The organism is Xanthomonas sp. DAR 80977 (genome assembly GCF_041240605.1).
GTDB lineage: Bacteria > Pseudomonadota > Gammaproteobacteria > Xanthomonadales > Xanthomonadaceae > Xanthomonas_A > Xanthomonas_A bundabergensis.
Map to the genome: position 1 here is coordinate 1,309,375 of NZ_CP162487.1, position 22,423 is coordinate 1,331,797.

Consider the following 22,423-nt stretch of genomic DNA (forward strand, 5'->3'; position numbering starts at 1 on the left):
CTTGCGAATCCCCAATCCCGACTCCCCAATCCCGGCCTCAATAGACATCGCGCGCATACCGTCCCTCCCGCTGCAGCGCCGTGAGGTAGGCGGCCGCGTCTTCGGCGCTGTGCGCGCCGTGCTCGGCCACGATCTGCTGCAGCGTGGCGTGCACGTCCTTGCCCATGCCGATCGCGCCGCACACGTACAGGTGCGCGCCGTGCTGCAGCCAGTCGTAGACCTCGCGGCCGTGCTCGCGCAGGCGCTGCTGCACGTACACCTTGCCCGGCACGTTGCCGTCGCGCAGCGGCTGCACGTCGCGCGAGAACGCCAGCTCCAGCCGCTGCAGCTCGCCGCTGCGCAGCGCCTGCTGCCACTCGGCCTGGTACAGGAAGTCCTGGTTGAAGTGGCGGGCGCCGAAGAACAGCCAGTTGCGGCCGCTGGCGCCGCTCTCGGCGCGTTCCTGGACGAAGCCGCGGAACGGTGCCACGCCGGTGCCGGGGCCGATCATCAGGATGTCGCGGCTGGCGTCGGCCGGCACCCGGAAGCGTTCGTTGGGTTCGATGTAGACCGCGGCACTGTCGCCCTCGGCCAGGGCGGCCAGATGGCCGCTGGCCGCGCCGCCATGGGCGTGGCCGTGCGCCTGGTAGGCCAGCACGTCGACGGTGAGGTGGACCTCGTCGCCGACCCGCTTGCGGCTGGAGGCGATCGAGTACAGGCGCGGGGCCAGGGGCCGCAGCGCCTCCAGCAGCGCGCTGTGGTCCCAATCCGCCGGCCAGCGGCGCAGCACGTCGATCACCTGGTGATCGGCCAGCAACGCCGCCAGACCGGCGGTCTGGGTGGGGTCGAGCAGCTGTTCCAGCGCCGGCGCGGCTGCGCGGCGGGCGACCGCGGCCAGGAATGGCCGCGATGCCCGGGTCAGTTCGCGGTGCGTGGCGAGCCACTCGTGCAGGGGCAGAGTCTCCGCGCCGACGGTGACGTCGGCATGACCGTCCAGTCGCGTCGCCGTCAACACCGCCTCGACCAGCGCCGGCGGATTGCGGTGGCGGATGCCCAGCGCGTCGCCGGGCTCGTAGTGCAGGCCGCTGCCGGCCAGCGACAGCTCCAGGTGGCGCACGTCCTTGTCGGCCTCGCCATGCGCGGCATAGCGCGGACCCTTGAAGTCGCGGCCGCTGATGCGCTGGTTGGCCAGCACCTCGGCGGCGAACGGGCGCTCGTGGCTCCAGCTGGCGGTGGCGGCGCCGCGCAACGGGGTCACCGTCGCCGACGGCACGGCCGGGCCCTTCAGCAGCTCGCGTGCCTGCGCCAGCGCCTGCGCGCGCCACGGCGCCGCCACGGTGTCGATGTCCAGGTCGGCCTCGCCCGGCGGCAGCACCCGCTGCGCGCCGAGTTCGGCCAGGCGCGCGTCGATGCGCTTGCCGATGCCGCAGAAGTCGGCGTAGCTGGAATCGCCCAGGCCGAGCACCGCGTACTTCAGTTCCGGCAGCTTGGGTGCGCGCCGGCCCTGCAGGAACTCGACCAGGCCGATCGCATCGTCCGGCGGATCGCCTTCGCCCTGGGTGCTGATGACCACGTACAACAGGCGCTCGCTGGTCAACTCGCGGGCCGGGTAGGCATCGGCGCGCAGCAGGCGCACGCTCAGCCCGGCGGCCTCGGCCTCGGCGGCCAGCTGTTCGGCGGCGCGGCGGGCATTGCCGGTCTGGCTGCCGTAGACCACGCTCAGCCGCTGCGGGCTGTGGCTGGCCGCGGCGCCGCCCGGCAGCACCGCCAGCGACGGCGGCGCATGGCCCTGGCCCTGGGCCAGGCCGGCGGCATAGCCGGACAGCCACCACAGGCTGGCCGCATCCAGCCCCTCCACCGTCCGCGCCAGCAGCACCTTGCGCTCGTCGGGCAAGGGGCTGGGCGGCAACGCGGGCGAGGCGGCGGTCATGACCGGTCCGGGTGGGAGATAGGGATGACCGATGTTAGGGATTCGTTGCGCGGCGCAGAAAGGAGCAGGGGTTATCGGCTTATGCCCCCCGCTTATTTCAGTGCCTGCCAGGCGCATCACACACTGCCGGCCCCCGGTCGCCCCAGGCGCCGCGGGCGCTGCTACCCTCGGCACACCCCCTTCCCGACGAGTCTTGCGTTGTCCCCGATGCGTTCTTCCGCCCTGTCCCACCTCGACCGGCTCGAGGCCGAAAGCATCCACATCCTGCGCGAGGTGGCCGCCGAGTTCCGCAATCCGGTGCTGCTGTATTCGGTGGGCAAGGACAGTTCGGTGCTGCTGCACCTGCTGCTGAAGGCGTTCGCGCCGGCGCCGCCGCCGATCCCGCTGCTGCACGTGGACACGCGCTGGAAGTTCCGCGAGATGATCGCGTTCCGCGACCGCCGCGCCTCCGAGACCGGGGTGGACCTGCGCGTGCACATCAACCCCGACGGCATCGCCCAGGACATCGGCCCGTTCACGCACGGCGCCACCGTGCACACCGACGTGATGAAGACCCAGGGCCTGAAGCAGGCGCTGGACCAGGGCAGGTTCGACGCGGCGATCGGCGGCGCGCGCCGCGACGAGGAGAAGGCACGGGCCAAGGAGCGGGTGTTCTCGTTCCGCAACGACAAGCACCGCTGGGACCCGAAGAACCAGCGCCCGGAGCTGTGGAATCTGTACAACGCCCGCGTCCATGCCGGCGAGAGCGTACGCGTGTTCCCGCTGTCCAACTGGACCGAGCTGGACATCTGGCTGTACATCTACCGCGAAGCGATTCCGGTGGTGCCGCTGTATTTCGCGGCCGAACGCCCGGTGGTGGAGCGCGACGGCGCGCTGATCCTGGTGGACGACGCGCGGCTGCCGCTGCGCGCAGGCGAAGTGCCGCAGCTGCGGCAGGTGCGCTTCCGCACCCTGGGCTGCTATCCGCTGACCGGCGCGGTCGAGTCGCAGGCCGACACGCTGGAGAAGATCATCGCCGAGATGCTGCTGACCACCACCTCGGAGCGGCAGGGGCGGGTGATCGACCAGGATCCGGGCGCGTCGATGGAGAAGAAGAAGCTGGAAGGGTATTTCTGATGAGCCGGGATTTGGGATTCGGGATTGGGGATTCGGAAAGGCAGTTCTCCGCCGTGGACGCAGGAAGGGGTGGGGACGCTGTTACGAATCCCGAATCCCGAATCCCGAATCCCGGCGGCGACGCCATCGCCGCCTACCTGCAGCAACACGAACAGAAGCCGCTGCTGCGCTTCATCACCTGCGGCAGCGTCGACGACGGCAAGAGCACGCTGATCGGGCGCCTGCTGTACGACAGCAAGCGCCTGTTCGACGACCAGCTCGCCGCGCTCAGCGCCGACAGCAAGCGCCACGGCACCCGCGGCGGCGAGATCGACTACGCGCTGCTGCTCGACGGCCTGGCCGCCGAGCGCGAGCAGGGCATCACCATCGACGTGGCCTACCGCTACTTCGACACCGACCGGCGCAAGTTCATCGTCGCCGACTGCCCGGGCCACGAGCAGTACACCCGCAACATGGCCACCGGTGCGTCCACCGCCGACGTGGCGGTGGTGCTGGTCGATGCGCGCAAGGGCCTGCTGACCCAGACCCGTCGCCACAGCTACATCGTCTCGCTGCTCGGCATCCGCCACGTGGTGCTGGCGGTCAACAAGATGGACCTGGTCGGCTTCGACCAGGCCACCTTCGATGCGATCGCCGCCAGTTATGGGGCGCTGGCCGCGCAGCTGGGCATCGCCCAGGTGCAGTGCATCCCGCTGTCGGCGCTGGACGGCGACAACCTGTCGCAGCGCTCCGCGCGCACGCCGTGGTACGCCGGCCCGGCCTTGCTCGAACACCTGGAAGGCCTGGACCTGGCCGCGCGCGATGCCGACAGCGGCCTGCGCCTGCCGGTGCAGTGGGTCAACCGCCCGAACCAGCAGTTCCGCGGCTTCGCCGGCACGCTCGCGGCCGGCCAGGTGCGTCCCGGCGATGCGGTGGTGGTGCTGCCGTCGGCGCGCCGTTCCACCGTGGCGCGGGTGCTGGACGGCAACGGCGACGTGGACCAGGCCGTGGCCGGGCAGGCGGTGACGCTGACCTTGGCCGACGAGATCGACATCAGCCGCGGCGACGTGATCGCCGCCGCCGGCGACCCGCCGGAAGTGGCCGACCAGTTCGCCGCGCACCTGCTGTGGATGGACGATGCCGCGCTGCTGCCGGGGCGCCCGTACTGGCTGAAGATCGGCACCCGCACGGTGTCTGCCAGCGTCAGCGAGATCAAGCACCGCATCGACGTGAACACACAGGAGCGGCTGGCGGCCAAGCGCCTGGAGTTGAACGAGGTCGGCTACTGCAACCTGGCGCTGGACGAGGCGATCGCGTTCGAGCCGTACGCGCGCAACCGCGCGCTCGGCGGCTTCATCCTGATCGACCGGCAGAGCAACGCCACCGTCGCCGCCGGCACCCTGGACTTCGCGCTGCGCCGCGCCGGCAACGTGCACTGGCAGCACCTGGACGTGGACCGCGCGGCGCGCGCGCGGATCAAGGGCCAGGCGCCGAAGGTGCTGTGGTTCACTGGCCTGTCCGGCGCCGGCAAGTCCACCGTGGCCAACCTGGTGGAGAAGCGCCTGCATGCGCTCGGCTACCACACCTTCATCCTCGATGGCGACAACGTGCGCCACGGGCTGAACCGCGATCTGGGCTTCACCGACGAGGACCGGGTCGAGAACATCCGCCGCGTCGCCGAGGTGGCGCGCCTGATGACCGATGCCGGGCTGATCGTGCTGGTCAGCTTCATCTCGCCGTTCCGCGCCGAGCGGCGCATGGCCCGCGAGCGCTTCGCCGAGGGCGACTTCGTCGAGGTGTTCGTCGACGTGCCACTGCACGTGGCCGAGGCGCGCGACGTGAAGGGGTTGTACGCCAAGGCGCGCGCCGGGCAGATCCCCAACTTCACCGGCATCGATTCGCCGTACGAGGCGCCGGAGCAGCCGGAGCTGCACCTGCGCGCCGACGGCGACAACGCCGAGGCGCTGGCGGCGCAGGTGCTGGCCTGGCTGGACGCGCACGACTGAGCGGTGGCGCTGCCCCCGGCGGCGCCGGCCATGCATGCTGCCCAACGCTGGCCGGCGCGCAGCGCGAGTTGCCGGCGGCCGCGCCGGTGCGCATCCTGTGCATGCAGGGAGGCGGTGTGGATCCAGGAGCACCCCGGAGCCGGATCCTTGCGGCAACGTTCAGGGGGAACGCGTGGATCAGAAGATGCAGGCCTTGCTGGCCAAGACCAATGTCACCGAGCTGGTCGCGCCGGCGGCGGTGGAACAGGTGACTCACCAGCCGGTGCGGCCCGAGCCGCCGCCAGCGCAGCGGCCGCTGTATTCCACGGCCGATCCGTTCCAATACCACCTGGCCACGACCGAAATCGTCGGCAAGCTGCAGGAGCGCACGACCAAGCCGGCAGTGCGGGCGTTCGGCTGGCTGGTGTTCGGGGTGCCGATGGCGCTGTTCGGGCTGATGCTGTTGCAGCTGGTCTGGTACGACGCTGCGCTGCATGCATGGAAGATCCCGCACACCGTCGGCGGCGCGCTGCGCACGCTGGTCGGGACCGCTTCTGCGTTGGCCTTCATCGTGGCGTACCCGTATTTCACTCGCCGCCGGGGGGCCACCGCCGGCTGAGGCATGCGGCGCGCATGCGCCGGCGCGTCGCTATCGCTGCGGGTAGCAAGGCAGGGCACGCCGGCTGAGGTGCGGCCCGGCGCGGTGACCTCGCTGGTCGCCGGTCGGCCTCAATGCGCCCCGGGCTGCGCCTGGGTCAGCCGCTGCGGCGCGCGGCGTGGCGCCTCCAGCACCTGCACGAACTGTGCGGCGATCACCGCGCCGCCGAAGTGGCGCTGCACGAACTGGCGGCCGGCCTGGCCCATGCGCTGGCGCCGCGGCGCATCGCACAGGCGCAGGATCGCATCGCGCCAGGCCGCCACGTCGCCCGGCGCCAGCAGTTCGCCGCTGGCGTCCGCATCCAGCGTCTCCGCCACGCCGCCGACATGGCTGGCCAGCACCGGCACTTCGCTGGCCTGCGCTTCCACCGAGACCCGGCCGAAGGTTTCCGGCGCCAGCGAGGGAAACGCCAGCATCGACATCGCGTTGTAGTACGGCGTGGTGTCGTTGACCCAGCCGACGAAGCGGTGCCGTGCGGCCGTGGCCTGGGCGCTGGCCTGCGCCTGCAGGCGCGCCGCATCCGGGCCGTCGCCCAGCCACAGGCAGTGCAGCGCCGGTTCGATCGCCATCGCCGCGGACACCGCCTCCAGCAGCGGAAAGATGCCCTTGCCGGTCTGTAGGCGGCCGCTGTAGCCGACCACGATCGCGTCCTCGGGCAGGCCGAGCAGGGCGCGCATCTCGCGGCCGCGCCGCGGATCCGGACGCAGGCTGTCCATGTTCACCGGGTTGTACAGCACCTGCACCAGCGCCTCCGGCACGCCGCGGTCCAGGTAGGCCTGCCGCGCATAGCGCGACACGGCGAAGAAGCGCGAGGCCAGGCGCGGGATCGCGTAGCCGGAGAACGCGCGCATCGCCGGCGCGCGGTGCCGGAACAAGGCCACGCGGATGCCGAGCGCGCGGCCGGCCAGCAGCAACGGCCAGTATTCCTTGCCGAAATTGCCGACCAGCCAGTCGGGCTGCAGGCGCCGCGCCACGCGCAGCAGCGGCGCGTAGCCGCCCGGATCCAGCGCGTTGCGGAAATGGCCGAAATGCACGGTGATGCCGCTGCGGCCGAGTTCCTCGGCGATCAGCCCGCCCTGGCAGGCGATCACCTCGACGCGATGGCCGGCGCCGGCCAGGGCCTGCGCCAGCGCCACGAAGTGGGTCGCCGCGCCGGTGTTCTCGGGATTGGTGCCGACGAACAGGAATTTCATGCGCGCCGATCCTCGTAGCCGGTCAGCGCGCGCAGCGCGAACTGCGGCAGCAGGTGGTGACGCGCCACCTGGATGCGCGGATAGCGCCACGGATCGGAGCCGGGCACGGCGCGGCCGCGCCGGGTGGTGGTGGCGGCGACGTAGCCGGCGTCGCGCACCGCCGCGGCGACGCGTGCGTCCACGTCGCCGTACGGATAGCAGAACTGGGTGACCGGTTCGCCGAGCAGGTCCTCCAGCTCGCGCTTGCAGCCGCCGATCTCTTCGTGCAGCTCGGCATCGCTGCACGCGGTCAGGCGCGGATGCGAGCGGGTGTGCGCGCCGATCTCCATGCCGCCGCGGCGCCATTGGCGCAGTTCGGCCAGGCTCATCAACGGCTTCTCGATGCCGAGCTTGCGCGCATCCCAGGTGTTGTGGCGGCCGATGCTGCCGCTGACCGCGTACACGGTGGCGCTGAAGCCCAGGCCCTGCAGCACCGGCAGCGCCGCGTGCAGGTTGTCGAGGTAGCCGTCGTCCAGGGTCACCACCGCGACCCGCCCGCGGCGTTCGCCGCGCAGGTAGGGCATGGCATCGGTCATGGACACGCCGCGGTAGCCCAGCCGCCGCAGCAGGCGCATCTGCCGCGCGAAGCGCGCCGGCGCGACGTACAGGCTGCGGTACACCTGCAGTTGCCGCGGCGCCGGCGCGATGTTGTGGTACATGAAGATCGGAATACGTGCCGCAGCGGAGGAGGTCGCGGAATGCATCGGGACGGCTCGGGACGGTCGCGGAAGGGAGGGCGCGCTGCATTAGCGCGCGCAAACCTTTCGGCGGCCTGTCGCGCGCAGCGGCGCGGTGACGGATGTCGTGGCGCCGCCGTGCCGCCGCGCGTTGCTGCGCGGCGCACGCACGCGGCAGGCGGCGCTGCGGGTGCGCGCCGCCGCGGTTATGCTCCGATGCCCGCCTGCACGAGGACGGCCGATGCCCGATGACCCCTGCGCCACGGCGTGGCGCGACCTGCGCCTGCGCGTCGACGCGATGCAGCTGCGCCGTTGGCGCGGCGACGATCTCGACGCGCTGTTGCGCCATGCCGACGATGCGCAGGTGGTGCGCGGCCTCAGCGAGCGCTTCCCGCATCCCTACACCCGCGCCGACGGCGAGGCGTTCCTGGGCGGGCGCGTGGTCGACCTGCAGCATCCCGTGCTGGCGATCGAGATCGACGGCGAGGCCTGCGGCAGCATCGCCCTGCGTCCCGGCCGCGGCGAGCGCGCGCATGTGGCCGAACTGGGCTATTGGCTGGGGCGCCGCTACTGGGGCCAGGGCCGCATGACGCGGATCGTCGCCGCCTATCTGGACTGGGCGATCCCTGCGCTCGGGCTGCTGCGCATCGAGACCAGCGTCCTGGACAGCAACCCGGCCTCGGCGCGGGTGCTGGAGAAGAACGGCTTCGTGCGCGAGGGCATCCGCCGCGGCGCGCTGCGCAAGCAGGGGCGCCTGCACGACCTGCACCTGTTCGGGCGCCTGCACGCGCCAGAGTGAGACCTGGGTTCGGCAGTCAGCGCCGATTCATGCACAATCGAGCCAGCCCCCGTTCGCGGGGCCTCCTTCTTGGGTCTCGGGGAACTGCGTGGAATCGATCATCACTGCATTGAACGGCTTGATCTGGAGCAAGGCGCTGATCTTCATGTGCCTGGCGGCCGGCCTGTACTTCACCATCCGCACCCGCTTCATGCAGGTGCGCGGCTTCGTCGAGATGCTGCGGCTGACCATCGGCGGGCAGAAATCCGATGCCGGCGTGTCCTCGTTCCAGGCGCTGGCGATGTCGATGGCCGGGCGCATCGGCATCGGCAACATCGCCGGCGTGGCCACCGCCATCGCCTTCGGCGGGCCGGGCGCGATCTTCTGGATGTGGGTGATGGGCTTCTTCGGCGCCTCCACCTCGTACATCGAATCGACCCTGGCGCAGATCTACAAGGTCAAGGACGCCGACGGCCGCTACCGCGGCGGCCCGGCCTACTACATCGAAAAGGCGATGGGGCTGAAGTGGTACGCGCTGCTGTTCGCCATCGCCACCATCGTCGCCACCGGCTTCCTGATGCCCGGCGTGCAGGCCAATGCGATCGCCGACAGCGTGGTCAACGCTTGCCGCGGCGGCCCGTTGTGCGGCCCGCTCGACGGGGTGTGGATGGGCCTGCCGGCGGTGCAGGCGCTGAAGCTGGGCATCGGCGTGGCGGTGGCGCTGCTGCTGGCGGTGATCATCTTCGGCGGGGTCAAGCGCATCGCCAACTTCGCCGAGATCGTGGTGCCGTTCATGGCGCTGGGCTACATCCTGATGGCGGTGGTGGTGATGGTGCTCAACGCCGAACGGGTGCCGGAGATGTTCGCGATCATCTTCCGCAGCGCGTTCGGCGCGCACGCCGCGTTCGGCGCGCTGCTCGGCCTGGCGGTGGAGTGGGGGGTCAAGCGCGGCATCTACGCCAACGAGGCCGGGCAGGGCACCGGCCCGCACGCCGCGGCCGCGGCCGAGGTCTCGCATCCGGCCAAGCAGGGCTACGTGCAGGCCTTCGCGATCTACTTCGACACGATGATGGTGTGCACCGCGACCGCGTTCCTGATCCTGGCCACCGGCAAGTACAACGTGTATGCGCCGGACGGCGGCGAGCACCTGTTCGCCGGCCTGCGCGGCGTGCAGGAAGGCCCGGGCTACGCGCAGGCCGCGGTGGACGCGATCCTGCCCGGCTGGGGCGCCGGCTTCGTGGCGCTGGCGCTGTTCTTCTTCGCCTTCACCACGATCATGGCCTATTACTACATGGCCGAGACCAACCTCAGCTACGTCAACGGCAACCGTCGCCGCCCGCTCAGCGTGCTGGTGCTGCGCCTGGGCATCCTCGGCATGGTGGTGTTCGGCGCGTTCCACGACGCCAAGCTGGCGTGGTCGCTGGGCGACATCGGCGTGGGCCTGATGGCCTGGCTCAACATCATCGCCATCCTGATCCTGCAGAAGCCGGCGCTGCTGGCGCTGCGCGACTACGAGCGGCAGAAGAAGGCCGGCCTGGACCCGGTGTTCGATCCGCTGCCGCTGGGCATCAAGAACGCCGATCTGTGGCGCGAGCGGTTGTTGCAGGCGCCGCCGCGCGGCGACTGACGGCGGCACGATCGCCCTGCCGCGTTGCGCTGGGCAAACGCCGCGATGCCGCCGCCGGCAGGAAGCCGGTGGCGGCGTGTCCCGTGCGGCAATGCGCGATCAGTACGAGATCCGCGTCGAGGTCGCGGTGATGTCCAGGGCGTAGTTGCATTGCGGGTCGACCTGGGAGCTGTCGCTGATCGACTCCCACGGCGGCGAGGTCACCCGGTTGAAGTTGCGGTCGTAGACCGCGATGCCGCTGAAGGTGATCGTGCCGCTGCTCGGATACTGGTCGCAGCTGTCCACCGAATACACCTCCAGCGCGCCTCCCACCACCAGGTCCGGATTGCCGTAGGGCACGCTGGTCAACCTGACGCTTTGCCCGCTGGTGACATTGCGGGTGTCGATGTTCCATTTGGAGCAGGCCACGCCTGCGGCGCACGTCGAGTAAGTGTCTCCCACGATCTGGTCGCCGGGCTTGGCGGCAATGAAGTCGCTGTACTGCACGGTGCCGTCCTTGCAGCAGTTCCAGCTGCTCAGGTCCCAACTGTTGTTGTAGCCGCGATAGCCCAGAACCGGTTGCAGGATGGTGTCGCCTTGCAGGCCGGGGAAGAAGTAGATGGTCTGGTCGGCCGCATTGCGCGGGCTGGGCGGGACTTTCCAGCTGGCCACGATGCGTCCGATCGGCACGCCGGTGGTGTAGCCGGAGGCCTGGATCCAGCCCCAGTCGATGGGCTTGGCGACCGCGTGCGCGCGCGCGGCCGAGGGCATGGTGGCGCTGCGCACCGGTTGGCCTGCGTTGCCGCGCCCATCCGGGTGCACCCGGGTGCCGTCGGCGGTGAAATTGTCCTGCGCGCAGGCCAGGGCCGGTTCGCGCCTGCCGTCGACGCGCTGGATCGCGCCATCGGCCAGCAGCTGGTCGCCGTTGCCGATGTGCTGCACGCAGGCGGGCGCGAAGTAGCCGAACGGAGTGACCACGTAATCGTCCGGGACGCCGGCCGGCGTGTGCCCGGCGTGCAGGCTGCCGACCCGCGCGAGCCGGGCATCGGGCGCGCCATCCCGGGCCGCCGCCGACGCGGCGCCGGCCGTACCGAGCAGGGTGAGCAGCATCAATGCGGCGCTGGAACAACGACGCAGTGTCGATCGTGCGATGCAGACAGAGGATTTCATTGGGATCGCCTTGTGGTGATGAGGCAGGGATGATTGCGGTGGGACCTGCTCGGCTCGACGCCGCATCCGCTGCGACTGGAGCGGCGTCTCGGTGTCGAGGCGATGCGGTCCCGCATCGCGAAGCCGGGTGGTGCGGTCGTGGTTGTCGTCGATAGCGTCGTCCGTTGCCGTGCCGAGGAGCGGCGACGATGTGCGATCACGCAGCGGCCCGATTGTGAGAATTCGTCGCCTGTCGCCGCGAATGCGGCATGGTGCCGAGGGATGGCGAACTGCTTCACGCTCGCAATCGGGCCGGGGTTCGCCTTCCCGGTGCGCTGGGTAGACAATCGGTGCGCCGCCGCCGGACGCCGCCGCCGCGGCGGGCGGAAATGCCGGTGCCGGCCCCGCCGACCTGGCGCAGGTGCGCAGGTTCTGTCGCGGGAACGACGCCAGCCGCACCTGCGGGGCGGGGATGAGCGAAAATCGCCGGGTCGCGCCGGTGCGGCGCGTTGCCATTGCGGTCCAGGAGACCTTGCTCATGCCTCATGTCCTTTCCTTCCCGTGCGCTGCCGCCGTCGCGCGCGCGGCGCTGCCGAGCGTGCCGCGATGAACAATCCCTGGGGCAACCGCCCGCGCGGCCCGCGCCCGCCCGCGCCGCCCGAACGCGCCGCCGCCGCACCGCGCGCGGCCGACGCCAACCGCGGCGAACTGCGCCTGTACGGACTCAACGCGGTGCGCGCGGTGTTCGCGCGCCGGCCCGAGGCGATCCGCAAGCTGTACCTGGCCGAGGCGCGGATCCCGGCGCTGCAGCCCCTGCTGAAGTGGTGCGCGGCCAATCGCGTCGGCTACCGCGTGGTGGAGGAGGCCGATCTGAACAAGCTCGCCGCCAGCGCGCACCACGAAGGCGTGGTCGCCGACGTGGTGCGCGCCGAACCGTTGCCGCTGGCGGCGTGGCTGCAGGGATTGGCGCCGGGTCCGGCGCTGGCGTTGTGGCTGGACGGGGTCGGCAATCCGCACAACTTCGGCGCGATCCTGCGCTCGGCCGCGCATTTCGGCGCCGCGGCGATCCTGCTGCCGGACACGGCGACGCTGGCCCTGTCCGGCGCCGCGGCGCGGGTGGCCGAAGGCGGCGCCGAGGCGGTGCCGCTGGTGCGGCTGCCGCCGACCGGACACGCGCTGGCGCAATTGCGCGCGGCCGGCTTCGCGCTGGCGGCGACGCTGGTGGACGGCGGCGAGGACGTGTTCGCCGCCGCGCTGCCGCCGCGCCTGGTCTACGTGATGGGCGCCGAGAGCGAGGGCATGGACCGGGAATTCGCGCAGGCCTGCGAACGGCGCCTGTCGATTCCGGGCAGCGGCGCAGTGGAAAGCCTCAACGTCGCCGCCGCCACGGCGGTGCTGCTCGGCGCCTGGCGCAGCCGCGTGGCCGCGTCATGAGGCCGGCACTGCGCCGATGCCTGCCGTTGCTGTGCCTGCTGCTGGGGAGCGCGCCGCTGGCGGGGGCAGCGGTGCCTGCGGTCGCGCCTGCGCCGCAGGTGACGCTGGCCGCCGGCACGGTACGCGGCCAATTGCAGGCCGACGGCAGCGCGCTGTTCCGGGCGATCCCGTTCGCCGCGCCGCCGACCGGCGCCAGGCGCTGGCGGGCGCCGCAGCCGCCGGCGCGCTGGCATGGCGTGCGCGACGCCAGCCAGCCGGCGCCCACCTGCGCGCAGCCGGCGATCGGCTGGAACGATGCGCTGGCGCAGCGCTCCAGCGAAGACTGCCTGTACGTGGAGGTGCAGACGCCGCGCCTGGATCCGGCGGCGAAGCAACCGGTGATGGTGTGGATCCACGGCGGCGCCAACGTGGCCGGCGGCGCCGACGTGCTGCCGTCGTCGCTGGCCCAGCAGGGCGTGGTGCTGGTCACCGTGCAGTACCGGCTGGGCGTGTTCGGCTTCCTGTCGCTGCCCGAGCTGAGCGCCGAATCCGGGCGGCACGCGTCGGGCAACTACGCCTTGCTCGACCAGATCGCGGCGCTGCGCTGGGTGCGCGACAACATCGCCCGTTTCGGCGGCGATCCGGCGCAGGTGACCATCTTCGGGCAATCGGCCGGCGCCCAGGATGTCGGCCTGCTGCAACTGTCGCCGCTGGCGAAAGAGCTGTTCCGCGCGGCGATCGAACAGAGCGGCACCGCCGGTTTCGGTTTGCCGGCGCGCAGCCTGGGCGAGAACGAGGCGCTCGGCGCGGCGATCGCGCAACGCGCCGGGATCGGTGCGGCGCAGCGCTTGCCGGCATTGCGGCGCTTGCCGGTGGCGCAGCTGTTGAAGGCGGCGCAGGGCATCGACGTGCCGGCATTGGACGACGACGGCTACATCTGGCTGCAGGCGATCGTCGATGGCGAGGTGTTGCCACGCGCGCCGGCGGCGCTGCTCGCCGACGGCGCGCAGCAGCGGGTGCCGCTGCTGCTGGGCAGCGTGGCGCAGGAACTGACCTATGGCGGCGCCGGTGGCGCCGAGGCACGCCTGCGTCGCGATTATCCTGCCCGCGCCGCGCAGGTGCTGGCGCCGTATCGCGACGCGGCGGCAACGCCCGATCCGCGCTACGGCGCCGAGCCGATGCAGTTGGCCACCGATCTGACCTTCCGCTGCCCGGCGCTGGCGGTGGCGCGCGCGCAGGTGCGGCAGGGCGTGCCGGTCTGGCACTACGAATTCGATCTGGCCGCGCCCGGCGGCAGCGTGACCCACAGCGCCGAACTGCCGTTCGTGTTCAAGGGCCTGCCGATCGGCCAGCCGCCGCTGAACCTGCAGCGCTACTGGGCGGCATTCGCGCGCAACGGCGATCCCAATGGCGACGGCATGCCGCGTTGGCCGGCATTCGCGCCCGACCAGACCTCGCTGCGCTTCGACCAGGATGGTGCGCAGGTGGTGAGCGGCTTGCGTCGCGAGGCTTGCGCGCTGCTCGATCTGCCGTAGCCGTCACGCATTGCAGGCACTGTCGGCGCCCGCATGTCGGCGGCGCGGACAGTGGGGTTCACCTGCAGGAGCGGCCTCGGCCGCGACAGCGTCATGGACCGTGCTCGCCGCGACCGGATTGATTCCACAGCCCATCGCAACCGACCGCGAACGCACCAAGTCGCCTCGGTCGTGTGCAACTGCTGCGTCCTTTCGGTAGACAATGGTGGCTTCGATGAGAGGCGTAAGCGGGTCGTGCTGCAAGGCGATGGAAACTATCGCCAATAAAATAGAATGCGTATCTCAATTCAACGGAAAAATTGGATGCTGCTATAGGGAAACTCCGAATTTCCTATAGGGTTTTTCCTATTGCTCATGTCAATACTTCGCCACTAGCATCGGTCTCAGGGTATCGGCAGTCGAACCAGGTTCGGGGAATTCTTGCGGGATTTCTCCATGCGAGCGCAATGCCAAGGCCGCTTGGCATTCTGAGCCCGGTGACGGTTCGCTTCCTCTCGTCTCACATGGCCGGTCTGATTCGTTTCCCGCAAGAATCTGCTTTCGATCACCGGGAAGCGGGCGGACTTGCCGGGCTCGCCGATCTTGCCTGCTTTGGAGTGGCCATCAATCGAGCCGCCATGCCTGCGGTGGGCATGATCGTCGGTGGAGCGTGGAATGCGACCCTTCGGGCTTTTCGATTCGGGTCGCAGGCCTGGCATGGCTTTTCGGCAAGTTGACTCGATCTCAGGGAGGGGCCGCAAGCATGAGTCGCAACGTTGTTCTTATCGGCGGCACGAGCAGCGATTCGCACGTGGTCTCGATCTATCTCGCCGAGCTTTTCTTGAAAGAACATGGATATCGCGTGATAAACAACTCCTGCCAGAACTCCGTCGAAGAACTGCTAGGGCTGGATCGGGATTGTGACGATCTGCTCGCTGTCGTCATCGTCAACCAGAATGGACTGGCCCTGGACGATCTGCGCGAATTGAGGGCGTATAAGGCCCTGATGCCGCGAAGAGTTCCTATCATTCTGGGCGGACACTATTGGATTGGATGCGACAGGTCGGATTCCTACGTCGATCAGGTGAAGGAATGCGGGGTCGACCATCAGCTCTGTGCGATCGACGAACTGGCCCCGCTGCTGAGGGACATCGTGGAGGGCAATGCGCGGCGCGCCGCTTGCGAGGATGCCGATCTGGCAGTTGCGTTTGTTCCCGGCATGTAGCCGTTCCAGGTCTTCGGCTGGATTCCAAGGGTTCGGTGACGCCGCTTCGCGTGCAGGAATCCCGTCGCGCCAGCAGGAATCCACACTGTGCAGAGGCGAATAATGTCGGGATTTCTGGTATTCAAATTTGGTGGATCCTCCTTCAATACGGATCATTCGTACCGGCGCATCGCTGCTCATCTTCAGCAACATGCGCGCACAGGGAGCAAAATCTGTGTTGTCGTGTCCGCCATGTCCGGGACGACCGGCGCGCTTGCCGAATTGCTGCAGTCCATATGCCCGGCAGCTAGGCCGCAAGACGTGGATGCCGTTTTGACTACCGGCGAATTGGTGTCTGCCGCGTTGCTGTGCGCCGCGCTGGCGAAAGCTGGGGTATCGTCGAGGCAAGTGAATGCCTATCAACTGGGTTGGTTGAGTACGGCGGACTTCACCCGGGCCGAATTGCTGGCCTATCCCTCGTCCGCCTTGTTGTCCGCGTTCGAAGAGGCTGACGTCGTGGTCGTTCCAGGCGGTCAGGCCATGACTGCACGTGGCGAAATCACCATGCTCGGTCGCAACAGTTCGGATCTTACCGCGCTGGTGTGTGCGAAAATCCTCCAGGTTTCCTCCGTCAGGATCTACTCCGATGTGGAGGGCATCTACACCGCCGATCCATTCAAGGTAAGCGGCGCACGGCTCATTCCGCGGTTGGGCTACGATCTGGCAGGGAAATACGCGAATGCCGGTGCGAAGGTTCTGCATCCAGGCTGCCTGGCTTTCGCGAAATCGCATTCGATCGAAATCGAGTGCGCGCACTACTGTCAGCGCAGCGATCGTGTCTATCTTGGCTCGCTGATCGCGGCGGACGGTGGAGAGAGCGTCCAACTGGTCATCTTGCCGAACGACCACGTTCTTTGGGAAACGCCAGATCGCACGCTTTTCGAGTCGTGGAAGCGCGCTTGCAGGCGGCAGGGCGTGACCTGGTTCGAGGACAGCCGCGGCATCCACCGTATCGTGCTCGCCGGCAACGCTTTGTCCCAGCTCGATTGGGAGGCGCCCGGCCAGGCGAACGGTCCCGATCAACGACTGCTCCTGGCGTTCGAGAGAACCGGAGAGACGGTCGTTCATCTCGTTCCGGAGCGGCATCTCGAAGAGCACGCAAACGCCGTTCACGCGGAATTGGTCCAACGCATCGACTCCACTGCGCCCAGCCGCGAACTCACCAAGTCCCGGAGTCGATTCAGTACGGTCTACCAACACGTCTCCGCCGCTGAGGGCGTATCGTGACGTCTCTGTTGCAGTTGGTACCAGGACTGCCAGGGCTGGACGAAACGGTCGAGTACATTCAGGGAAAAAACAAGGTGACGGCTTCGGCCTTGCTCCGGAATGCTGAAGGCAAGGGCGCATTCCTGTCCCAGCCGCGCTGTGGCGTCGGTGGTCACGCAGCGATGATCGAGCTTCTGAACAGCATCGATCTGATGGCGGAGCCGGATATATTGACGCTCACCGTCGACAGTTATACGCGGTTGCTCAAATTGCAGGACGCGGAGCGCGTGCTCAGAGAGCAGCCGACGCGGCTCAACGGCTATCCTGTGATCGCACATGGCTATCTCAGAATAAGGGAGCTCAATGAGATGTTCCCGAAGCCGATCCAAGTGCGTCATGGCTCACCGGATGGGCGTGCGCTCTTTGCCGTCAGTGTCGCAGGGGGCATCACCAGCTACGAGGGAGCTGGAATCGGCTACAACCTGCCGTACTGCAAAAGGGTTCCGCTGAAGACCTCGCTTGATGCATGGCGCGAGGTGGATGAGTTCGCAGGATGCCTGTACCAGCGGTTCGGGATAGAGATCGAGAGGGAATTCTTCGGAACGCTGAGTGCGGTGCTGGTGCCTCCCGCCGTATCTCTCTCCGTGCTGTTTCTGGAGGCGCGGCTGGCAGCCAATGCGGGCTGTCCGGTGCTGACGCTGGCCTACCCCCAGAGCGGCAGCATCGTCCAGGATGTCGCGGCATTGGCCGTGATCCGGAAACTGGCCGAGCGGTACCTTCCGGCGTCTTCGAAAGCCTATCCGGCACTGCATCAGTTCATGGGGGTTTTTCCGAGGGACCGCCAAAAAGCCGAGTCCATCATTTTTCTCGGCGGCCTCACTGCGAGATTGGGGAGGGCGACAAAGGTCATTACCAAGACGTATCAGGAAGCGATTGGAGTTCCCACGGCTCAAGCCAATGCGGCAGGCATAAAGCAGACCCAATTGACGCTGTCCAGTTATTTTTCGGCGCTTACGTTGGACGAGTCCGCCGTGAACGAGGAAGCTTACTGGATCGAGCGCGAGACGCGGGAACTGTTGGACGACATCATCGATAGCGACCGTCTGGCGGACCTTATCCCCGAGCGCTTCTCAAGAGGCTTGCTCGATATCCCGTTTCCTTCCAATCCCGAGGCGAAGGGCAACGTCATTCCCATCCGCGACGGTCGGGGAGCGGTACGCTTCGCCAAGACCGGCAATCTTCCTTTCTCGAGCAAGGTGATACGCAGAAACAACGCGATGATCGAATCGGTGGACCTCAGGTCCCTTCATCAAAGGGTGCGGGACAGCATCCTGTATTTCGCTTGACCCGATTCCACGGTCGCCCCGCTTCCGCGTCCGTGCGGGTGGAGCTGCAAGATTCAGCTTGCGCGCAATAGAACGTTTTTTGACTGCTGCAGGCCTAGCCTGGCCAAGTCAGGTCAGGTCAGGTCTGAGCATCGCGCGCCTGCTCGATTGGTCCGGATTGGCAGTGTCGCGCGCGGCAACCTTCTCGGACCTAGGGCGCGTCGGTCGCCCGCGGTTGCGCGGGCGCAGGCCGCGCGGTCGAACCGCGCGTCACCAGCGTGTACTTCATCACCTGGTGCACGCCGCGGCTGGGCAGGCCGTCGCGGCGCTGGCGGATCTCGGCGAGCAACAGCGCGACCGCGGCGCGGCCCATCGCGGTGACCGGCTGGTGGATGGTGGTCAGTTCCGGCCAGATCGTGGTCGCCACCGGCGTGTCGTCGAAGCCGGCGATCGACAGGTCCTCGGGCACGCGCAGGCGCAGGCCGTGGGCGATCGCCACCGCGGCGGCGGCCATGTCGTCGTTGCTGCACAGGATCGCGCTCGGGCGCGGCGCGGCGTGCAGCAGCGCGGTCGCGGCGAGCAGGCCGGAGCGGTAGGTGAACAGGCCTTCGGCCACGCGCGATTCGGCGACCGGCAACCCGGCGGCGGCCATCGTGTCGAAGAACGCGCGGCTGCGCAGCGCGCTCGGGGTGTGCTTGGGATCACCGCTGATGAAGCCGATGTCGCGGTGGCCGAGTTCGATCAGGTGGCGGGTGATCGCGCAGGCGGCCTGGTAGTCGTCGATGCGCACCGAGCTGACGCCCTGCATCGGCGTGCCGGTGGCCACCGCGACGACCGGAATGCCGCGCGCGTCCAGTTCCTCGATGGTCTGCCGCGAGTCGCACAGCGGCGGCGGCAGGATCACCCCGTCCACGCCGGCGTCGAGCAGGCGCTCGGTGGCGGCGCGCTGGCTGCCCATGTCGTCGCTCTTTTCCACCAGCACCTGGCTGCCGTCCAGGCTGCTCTGCTCGAGGACGCCGAGCATGAACTGGTTGAGGTATGCGGCACTGGGATTGCTGTACAGCACGCCGATCCGCGCCAGGCTGGCGGTGCGCAGGGAGCGCCCGGCGAGGTTGGGGCGGTAGCCGAGCGCCTTGATCGAGGCCTCCACGCGCTCGCGCATCGCCGCGCCCACGCGCGGGTGGCGGTTGATCACGCGCGAGGCGGTCATCGGCGAGACGCCTGCGTGCCGCGCCACATCCAGTAGCGTCACCGCGGAGCCTGCACGACTTTGCCGTTTGACCATCAGGGGGCCTGGCGTTGCGAAGAAGGAAGGGCCTGCACGCATCCCCGCGGCAGGCCCGCCAGCTTACTCCTTGGGCGGTTGCACTGTCTTGGCCTGGCTGCCGAAGCCGCCGTCGGCTTCCGCGGCCAGGTAGGCGAACACCGCGTAGGCGGCGACGTTCTGCGCCAGCGCCTTGGGGTCGATCTTGTCCAGGGTGTCGTCGGCGGTGTGGTGCAGGTCGAAGTAGTCCGTACCATCCTGCGCCAGCCAGGCCCAGGCGCCGCCCTTGGCCGCGAGCGGGCCCACGTCCGGGCCGGGGCCGCCGGCGTCCGGCGCGTAGGCGATGCCCAGCGGCGCCAGCGCCTCGGCGATCTGCCTGGTCGCGTCGCGCGAGGCGGCGGCATTGCCGGAGCCGGTGTTGAACGCATAGACGCGGCCGGCGCCGAAGTCGCTTTCGGCGGCGATCTGGTGCAGCGCCACGTCCTTGGCATGCGCCTGCGCATAGGCCTTGCCGCCGTACAGCCCCTGCTCCTCGTTGGCGAAGGCGACCACGCGGATGCTGCGCTTGGGCGCGCGCTTGAGCTGGCCGATCAGGTGCCCGGCGGCCATGCTGATGCCGACCCCGGCGCCATCGTCGATCGCGCCGGTGCCCAGGTCCCACGAATCCAGGTGGCCGCCGATCACCACCACTTCCTTGGGCTTGCTGCGCCCCGTGATCTCGCCGATCACGTTGTACGAGGTGGCCTGGCCGTCCCAGCCGCAGTCCAGCGCCAGGCGCAGCCGCACCGGGCCGCGCGCGACCAGCCGCGCCAGCTGGTTGGCGTCGGGCACCGACAGCGCCGCCGCCGGCACCGGGGTCAGGCCCTCGTCGAAGCGGGTGATGCCGGTGTGCGGCACGCGGTGCGAATCGGTACCGGCCGAGCGCATCACGAAGCCGATCGCGCCCTTGCGGATCGCTTCCGACGGCCCCTTGCTGCGCACCGCGCCGCCGTTGCCGTAATCCTTGCCGTCGCGCGCCCTGAGCATCTGGTAATCGACGAAGGCGATCTTGCCGCGCAGCGAATCGGCGGGTGCGGCCTGCAGCGCGGCCAGGTCGGCGAAACGCACCACCTCGGCCTCGACCGTGCCGGCGGGGCTGCCGCCCAGCGCGGTGACGGTCAGCGGCTGCGCGTTCGCGCCGAGCACCTGCGCGTGCTCGCTGCGGCGTTCCCATTTCGGAAACGTCACCGGCTCGGTCCACACCTTGTCGAAGCCCAGCGCCTTGAACTTGGCCTTGGCCCACGCGACCGCGCGCGCATCGGCCTCGCTGCCGGCCATGCGCGGGCCGACTTCGGTGGTCAGCGATTCGACCACCTTCCAGCCGGTGTCGTCGGCCAGCGCCTGCTCGCGCAGCGTGGCGGCGGTGGACAGCGCCGCCTGCGGGATGCGGGTGGTCTCGGCCGCCGCGGCGGACGAGGTGGCGAGCACGACGGCGGTGACGACGGCAAGACGGCGCATGGGGGACTCCGCGAACAGGGAAGCCCCGAGCTTAGCAGCGCGTGGCGCGCCTGCGCGCGCCGCGGTTCGCGTTTACTTGGTCGGCGCGGCGTCGGTCTTCAGCGCATCGCGGATCTCGCGCAGCAGCAGCACTTCCTCGCTCGGGGCCTTGGGCGCCGGCGGTTCCTTGCGCGCGATGCGGTTGATCGCCTTGACCAGCATGAAGATGGCGAAGGCCACGATCACGAACTGGATGATGGTGTTGAGGAAGTCGCCGACGCCGATCACCACCGCCGGCACTTCCTTGCCCGCCGCATCCACCGTCGCCGCCTTCAGCGTCCACGCCCAGCGCGAGAAATCCACGCCGCCGGCGAGCACGCCGATCGGCGGCATGATGATCTTCTCCACCAGCGCGGTGACGATCTTGCCGAACGCGGCGCCGAGCACCACGCCGACCGCCAGGTCCAGCACGTTGCCGCGCATGGCGAATTCCTTGAACTCGCGGATCATGCCCATCGGGGGTTCCTTCATGGTTGCGCGGGCCTGTCGCCGCTGCGCAAGCCTAGCGCAGTCGTCGTCGTCCGCGGATCAAGCCGCGCATCGACGAGCGGCGGCGGCGACGCGGCAGCGCTCAGCCGACGATGGTGCCGTGGCGCTCGGCGACGTTCTCCAGGCGCGCGCTGAAGCGATCGCCGGGCTGCAGCGCGGCCACGCCGGCCGGCGTGCCCATGAACACCAGATCGCCGGCACGCAACGCGAACAGCCTGGACAGCTCGTGCAGGATCTCCGGCACGTTCCAGATCATCTGGTCGAGCAGCGATTGCTGGCGCACCTGGCCGTTGACTTCCAGCGACAGGTTCAACGCCTCCAGCGCGCCGACTTCGCCGGCCGGGATCAGTTCGCTGATCGGCGCGGAATGGTCGAAGCCCTTGGCGATGTCCCACGGCAGGCCCTTGGCCTTGGCCGCGGCCTGCAGGTCGCGACGGGTCAGGTCCAGGCCGACGCCGTAGGCGAGCACCAGGGCGGCGGCATCCTCGACGCCGAGCACGCCGGCCGGCGCATCCTGGCCGAGCGCCACCACCAGTTCCACTTCGTGGTGCAGGTCCTGGGTCGCACTCGGGTAGGGGATGGCGTCGTCGCCGATCACCAGCGCATCGGCCGGCTTCATGAAGAACGTCGGCTGGCCGCGCTCGGCCCTGGAGGCGGGAGCGCTGGCGCCCATCTCGCGCGCATGGTCGGCGAAGTTGCGGCCCACGCAGTAGATGCGGTGCACCGGGAACAGTCCCAGTCCGCGCACGGGGACGCGCGGCGCTTCGGCAGCAGCAAACAGGTCTTTCATGGGCACGCATCCAGCAGGAACGGGATGCGGCAGTTTAGCGCGTCAGGTTCGACCCGACTCCGTCAGGCATGCGGACGCCGCTTTCACGAATCCCCAATCCCGACTCCCCAATCCCGGCCTTACAACGGCAACGCCGGCTTGCGCACCACGCGGTACTCGCCATCGACCACATGCTGGCGCGCCGTGGACGGCCGCTTGCCGCGCTGGCTCAGCAGCTTCACCGCGATGCCGCCAAGGATCATCGCCGCGCCGACGAAGACGCTGACGAACACCAGCCCGGCGAGGATCGCCAGGCCGAGCAGCCCGACCGCCAGCTTCACCAGCGGATGGCGCGGCTTGCGCGGCGCGAAGACATGCCGGAACTGGTCGAAATTGAAGACGCGTGCACGCATGGCAGAAGTCTGTGTCAGTTGGAACCGATGGCGCAGTATCGACGCTGTTTTATGTGACGGAGTGAAAAGTTCGTTAAGCGGAAAATTAACACTTGTCCGTTCAAGGTCTTGCATGTCGTCGCCGGGTGAAGCGCGGCGCGG

General features: G+C 69.1%; 19 protein-coding genes. 10 read left to right on the forward strand and 9 right to left on the reverse strand.

Annotated features, from left to right (window positions below; translation table 11 throughout):
* Positions 1-37 precede the first annotated feature (37 nt).
* A complete protein-coding gene (locus tag AB3X10_RS05565; RefSeq protein ID WP_369979778.1) occupies positions 38-1,909 on the reverse strand; it encodes an assimilatory sulfite reductase (NADPH) flavoprotein subunit in 1,872 nt (623 codons plus the stop codon).
* A 207-nt stretch (positions 1,910-2,116) separates the two neighbouring features.
* On the opposite strand from AB3X10_RS05565, the gene cysD reads away from it, so the two are divergent.
* The 3 genes from cysD to AB3X10_RS05580 all read left to right on the forward strand — a co-directional run bounded on the left by cysD (position 2,117) and on the right by AB3X10_RS05580 (position 5,608).
* Positions 2,117-3,025 carry a sulfate adenylyltransferase subunit CysD gene (gene cysD, locus AB3X10_RS05570; RefSeq protein WP_369979781.1) on the forward strand — a complete coding sequence of 303 codons (909 nt, stop codon included), beginning with the start codon at positions 2,117-2,119 and terminating at the stop codon, positions 3,023-3,025.
* Entirely contained in the window at positions 3,025-5,010 is a 1,986-nt protein-coding gene (gene cysN, locus AB3X10_RS05575; protein ID WP_369979783.1) for a sulfate adenylyltransferase subunit CysN, read from the forward strand. The genes cysD and cysN overlap by 1 nt, the downstream gene beginning before the upstream one ends.
* A gap of 172 nt (positions 5,011-5,182) precedes the next feature.
* On the forward strand, positions 5,183-5,608 hold the full coding sequence (locus AB3X10_RS05580) for a hypothetical protein (RefSeq protein WP_369979785.1): 426 nt from the start codon (positions 5,183-5,185) through the stop codon (positions 5,606-5,608).
* A gap of 110 nt (positions 5,609-5,718) precedes the next feature.
* Here AB3X10_RS05580 and AB3X10_RS05585 read toward each other — a convergent pair whose 3' ends face one another.
* Both AB3X10_RS05585 and AB3X10_RS05590 read right to left on the reverse strand, forming a co-directional pair.
* Positions 5,719-6,840, reverse strand: a complete 1,122-nt coding sequence (locus AB3X10_RS05585) for a glycosyltransferase family 4 protein (protein ID WP_369979787.1) — start codon at positions 6,838-6,840, stop codon at positions 5,719-5,721.
* Positions 6,837-7,583 (reverse strand): polysaccharide deacetylase family protein, encoded by a 747-nt coding sequence (locus AB3X10_RS05590; RefSeq protein WP_369979789.1) that lies wholly within the window; start codon positions 7,581-7,583, stop codon positions 6,837-6,839. Before AB3X10_RS05590 ends, AB3X10_RS05585 begins: the two co-directional genes overlap by 4 nt.
* A gap of 214 nt (positions 7,584-7,797) precedes the next feature.
* Between AB3X10_RS05590 and AB3X10_RS05595 the strand changes: the two genes are divergently transcribed.
* A complete protein-coding gene (locus AB3X10_RS05595) occupies positions 7,798-8,355 on the forward strand; it encodes a GNAT family N-acetyltransferase (RefSeq protein ID WP_369979791.1) in 558 nt (185 codons plus the stop codon).
* A 145-nt stretch (positions 8,356-8,500) separates the two neighbouring features.
* Positions 8,501-9,961: an alanine/glycine:cation symporter family protein gene (locus AB3X10_RS05600; RefSeq protein ID WP_369981665.1), complete on the forward strand. Its 1,461-nt coding sequence runs from the start codon at positions 8,501-8,503 to the stop codon at positions 9,959-9,961.
* Positions 9,962-10,060: 99 nt separating this feature from the next.
* Here AB3X10_RS05600 and AB3X10_RS05605 read toward each other — a convergent pair whose 3' ends face one another.
* Positions 10,061-11,629, reverse strand: a complete 1,569-nt coding sequence (locus tag AB3X10_RS05605) for a hypothetical protein (RefSeq protein WP_369979793.1) — start codon at positions 11,627-11,629, stop codon at positions 10,061-10,063.
* Between the two features lie 66 nt (positions 11,630-11,695).
* On the opposite strand from AB3X10_RS05605, the gene AB3X10_RS05610 reads away from it, so the two are divergent.
* From AB3X10_RS05610 to AB3X10_RS05630, 5 genes are all read left to right on the forward strand, one after another.
* Entirely contained in the window at positions 11,696-12,523 is an 828-nt protein-coding gene (locus AB3X10_RS05610; protein WP_369979795.1) for a TrmH family RNA methyltransferase, read from the forward strand.
* On the forward strand, positions 12,520-14,037 hold the full coding sequence (locus AB3X10_RS05615; RefSeq protein ID WP_369979797.1) for a carboxylesterase/lipase family protein: 1,518 nt from the start codon (positions 12,520-12,522) through the stop codon (positions 14,035-14,037). The genes AB3X10_RS05610 and AB3X10_RS05615 overlap by 4 nt, the downstream gene beginning before the upstream one ends.
* Positions 14,038-14,779: 742 nt before the next feature.
* The gene (locus AB3X10_RS05620) at positions 14,780-15,241 is read left to right on the forward strand and encodes a hypothetical protein (RefSeq protein WP_369979798.1); all 462 of its coding nucleotides are present in this window, start codon (positions 14,780-14,782) and stop codon (positions 15,239-15,241) included.
* A gap of 102 nt (positions 15,242-15,343) precedes the next feature.
* A complete protein-coding gene (locus AB3X10_RS05625; RefSeq protein WP_369979799.1) occupies positions 15,344-16,507 on the forward strand; it encodes a hypothetical protein in 1,164 nt (387 codons plus the stop codon).
* The gene (locus AB3X10_RS05630; RefSeq protein WP_369979801.1) at positions 16,504-17,832 is read left to right on the forward strand and encodes a hypothetical protein; all 1,329 of its coding nucleotides are present in this window, start codon (positions 16,504-16,506) and stop codon (positions 17,830-17,832) included. The genes AB3X10_RS05625 and AB3X10_RS05630 overlap by 4 nt, the downstream gene beginning before the upstream one ends.
* Positions 17,833-18,022: 190 nt before the next feature.
* Here AB3X10_RS05630 and AB3X10_RS05635 read toward each other — a convergent pair whose 3' ends face one another.
* The 5 genes from AB3X10_RS05635 to AB3X10_RS05655 all read right to left on the reverse strand — a co-directional run bounded on the left by AB3X10_RS05635 (position 18,023) and on the right by AB3X10_RS05655 (position 22,282).
* A complete protein-coding gene (locus AB3X10_RS05635; protein WP_369981667.1) occupies positions 18,023-19,099 on the reverse strand; it encodes a LacI family DNA-binding transcriptional regulator in 1,077 nt (358 codons plus the stop codon).
* 60 nt (positions 19,100-19,159) lie between these two features.
* Positions 19,160-20,572 carry a M28 family peptidase gene (locus AB3X10_RS05640; RefSeq protein WP_369979803.1) on the reverse strand — a complete coding sequence of 471 codons (1,413 nt, stop codon included), beginning with the start codon at positions 20,570-20,572 and terminating at the stop codon, positions 19,160-19,162.
* Between the two features lie 72 nt (positions 20,573-20,644).
* Complete coding sequence (gene mscL / locus AB3X10_RS05645) at positions 20,645-21,067, reverse strand: large-conductance mechanosensitive channel protein MscL (protein WP_369981669.1); 423 nt, start codon at positions 21,065-21,067, stop codon at positions 20,645-20,647.
* A 115-nt stretch (positions 21,068-21,182) separates the two neighbouring features.
* Entirely contained in the window at positions 21,183-21,890 is a 708-nt protein-coding gene (locus AB3X10_RS05650; protein ID WP_369979805.1) for a fumarylacetoacetate hydrolase family protein, read from the reverse strand.
* A 119-nt stretch (positions 21,891-22,009) separates the two neighbouring features.
* Entirely contained in the window at positions 22,010-22,282 is a 273-nt protein-coding gene (locus AB3X10_RS05655) for a hypothetical protein (RefSeq protein ID WP_369979807.1), read from the reverse strand.
* Positions 22,283-22,423: the final 141 nt, after the last annotated feature.

What these genes read in the sequence shown, in the direction of transcription:
- AB3X10_RS05565 (WP_369979778.1), bottom strand. Translation starts at nt 1,909, where the DNA reads ATGACCGCCGCCTCGCCCGCGTTGCCGCCCAGCCCCTTGCCCGACGAG.
- cysD (WP_369979781.1), top strand. Translation starts at nt 2,117, where the DNA reads ATGCGTTCTTCCGCCCTGTCCCACCTCGACCGGCTCGAGGCCGAAAGC.
- cysN (WP_369979783.1), top strand. Translation starts at nt 3,025, where the DNA reads ATGAGCCGGGATTTGGGATTCGGGATTGGGGATTCGGAAAGGCAGTTC.
- AB3X10_RS05585 (WP_369979787.1), bottom strand. Translation starts at nt 6,840, where the DNA reads ATGAAATTCCTGTTCGTCGGCACCAATCCCGAGAACACCGGCGCGGCG.
- AB3X10_RS05590 (WP_369979789.1), bottom strand. Translation starts at nt 7,583, where the DNA reads ATGCATTCCGCGACCTCCTCCGCTGCGGCACGTATTCCGATCTTCATG.
- AB3X10_RS05595 (WP_369979791.1), top strand. Translation starts at nt 7,798, where the DNA reads ATGCCCGATGACCCCTGCGCCACGGCGTGGCGCGACCTGCGCCTGCGC.
- AB3X10_RS05600 (WP_369981665.1), top strand. Translation starts at nt 8,501, where the DNA reads ATGTGCCTGGCGGCCGGCCTGTACTTCACCATCCGCACCCGCTTCATG.
- AB3X10_RS05605 (WP_369979793.1), bottom strand. Translation starts at nt 11,629, where the DNA reads ATGAGCAAGGTCTCCTGGACCGCAATGGCAACGCGCCGCACCGGCGCG.
- AB3X10_RS05610 (WP_369979795.1), top strand. Translation starts at nt 11,696, where the DNA reads ATGAACAATCCCTGGGGCAACCGCCCGCGCGGCCCGCGCCCGCCCGCG.
- AB3X10_RS05615 (WP_369979797.1), top strand. Translation starts at nt 12,520, where the DNA reads ATGAGGCCGGCACTGCGCCGATGCCTGCCGTTGCTGTGCCTGCTGCTG.
- AB3X10_RS05620 (WP_369979798.1), top strand. Translation starts at nt 14,780, where the DNA reads ATGAGTCGCAACGTTGTTCTTATCGGCGGCACGAGCAGCGATTCGCAC.
- AB3X10_RS05625 (WP_369979799.1), top strand. Translation starts at nt 15,344, where the DNA reads ATGTCGGGATTTCTGGTATTCAAATTTGGTGGATCCTCCTTCAATACG.
- AB3X10_RS05640 (WP_369979803.1), bottom strand. Translation starts at nt 20,572, where the DNA reads ATGCGCCGTCTTGCCGTCGTCACCGCCGTCGTGCTCGCCACCTCGTCC.
- mscL (WP_369981669.1), bottom strand. Translation starts at nt 21,067, where the DNA reads ATGGGCATGATCCGCGAGTTCAAGGAATTCGCCATGCGCGGCAACGTG.
- AB3X10_RS05650 (WP_369979805.1), bottom strand. Translation starts at nt 21,890, where the DNA reads ATGAAAGACCTGTTTGCTGCTGCCGAAGCGCCGCGCGTCCCCGTGCGC.
- AB3X10_RS05655 (WP_369979807.1), bottom strand. Translation starts at nt 22,282, where the DNA reads ATGCGTGCACGCGTCTTCAATTTCGACCAGTTCCGGCATGTCTTCGCG.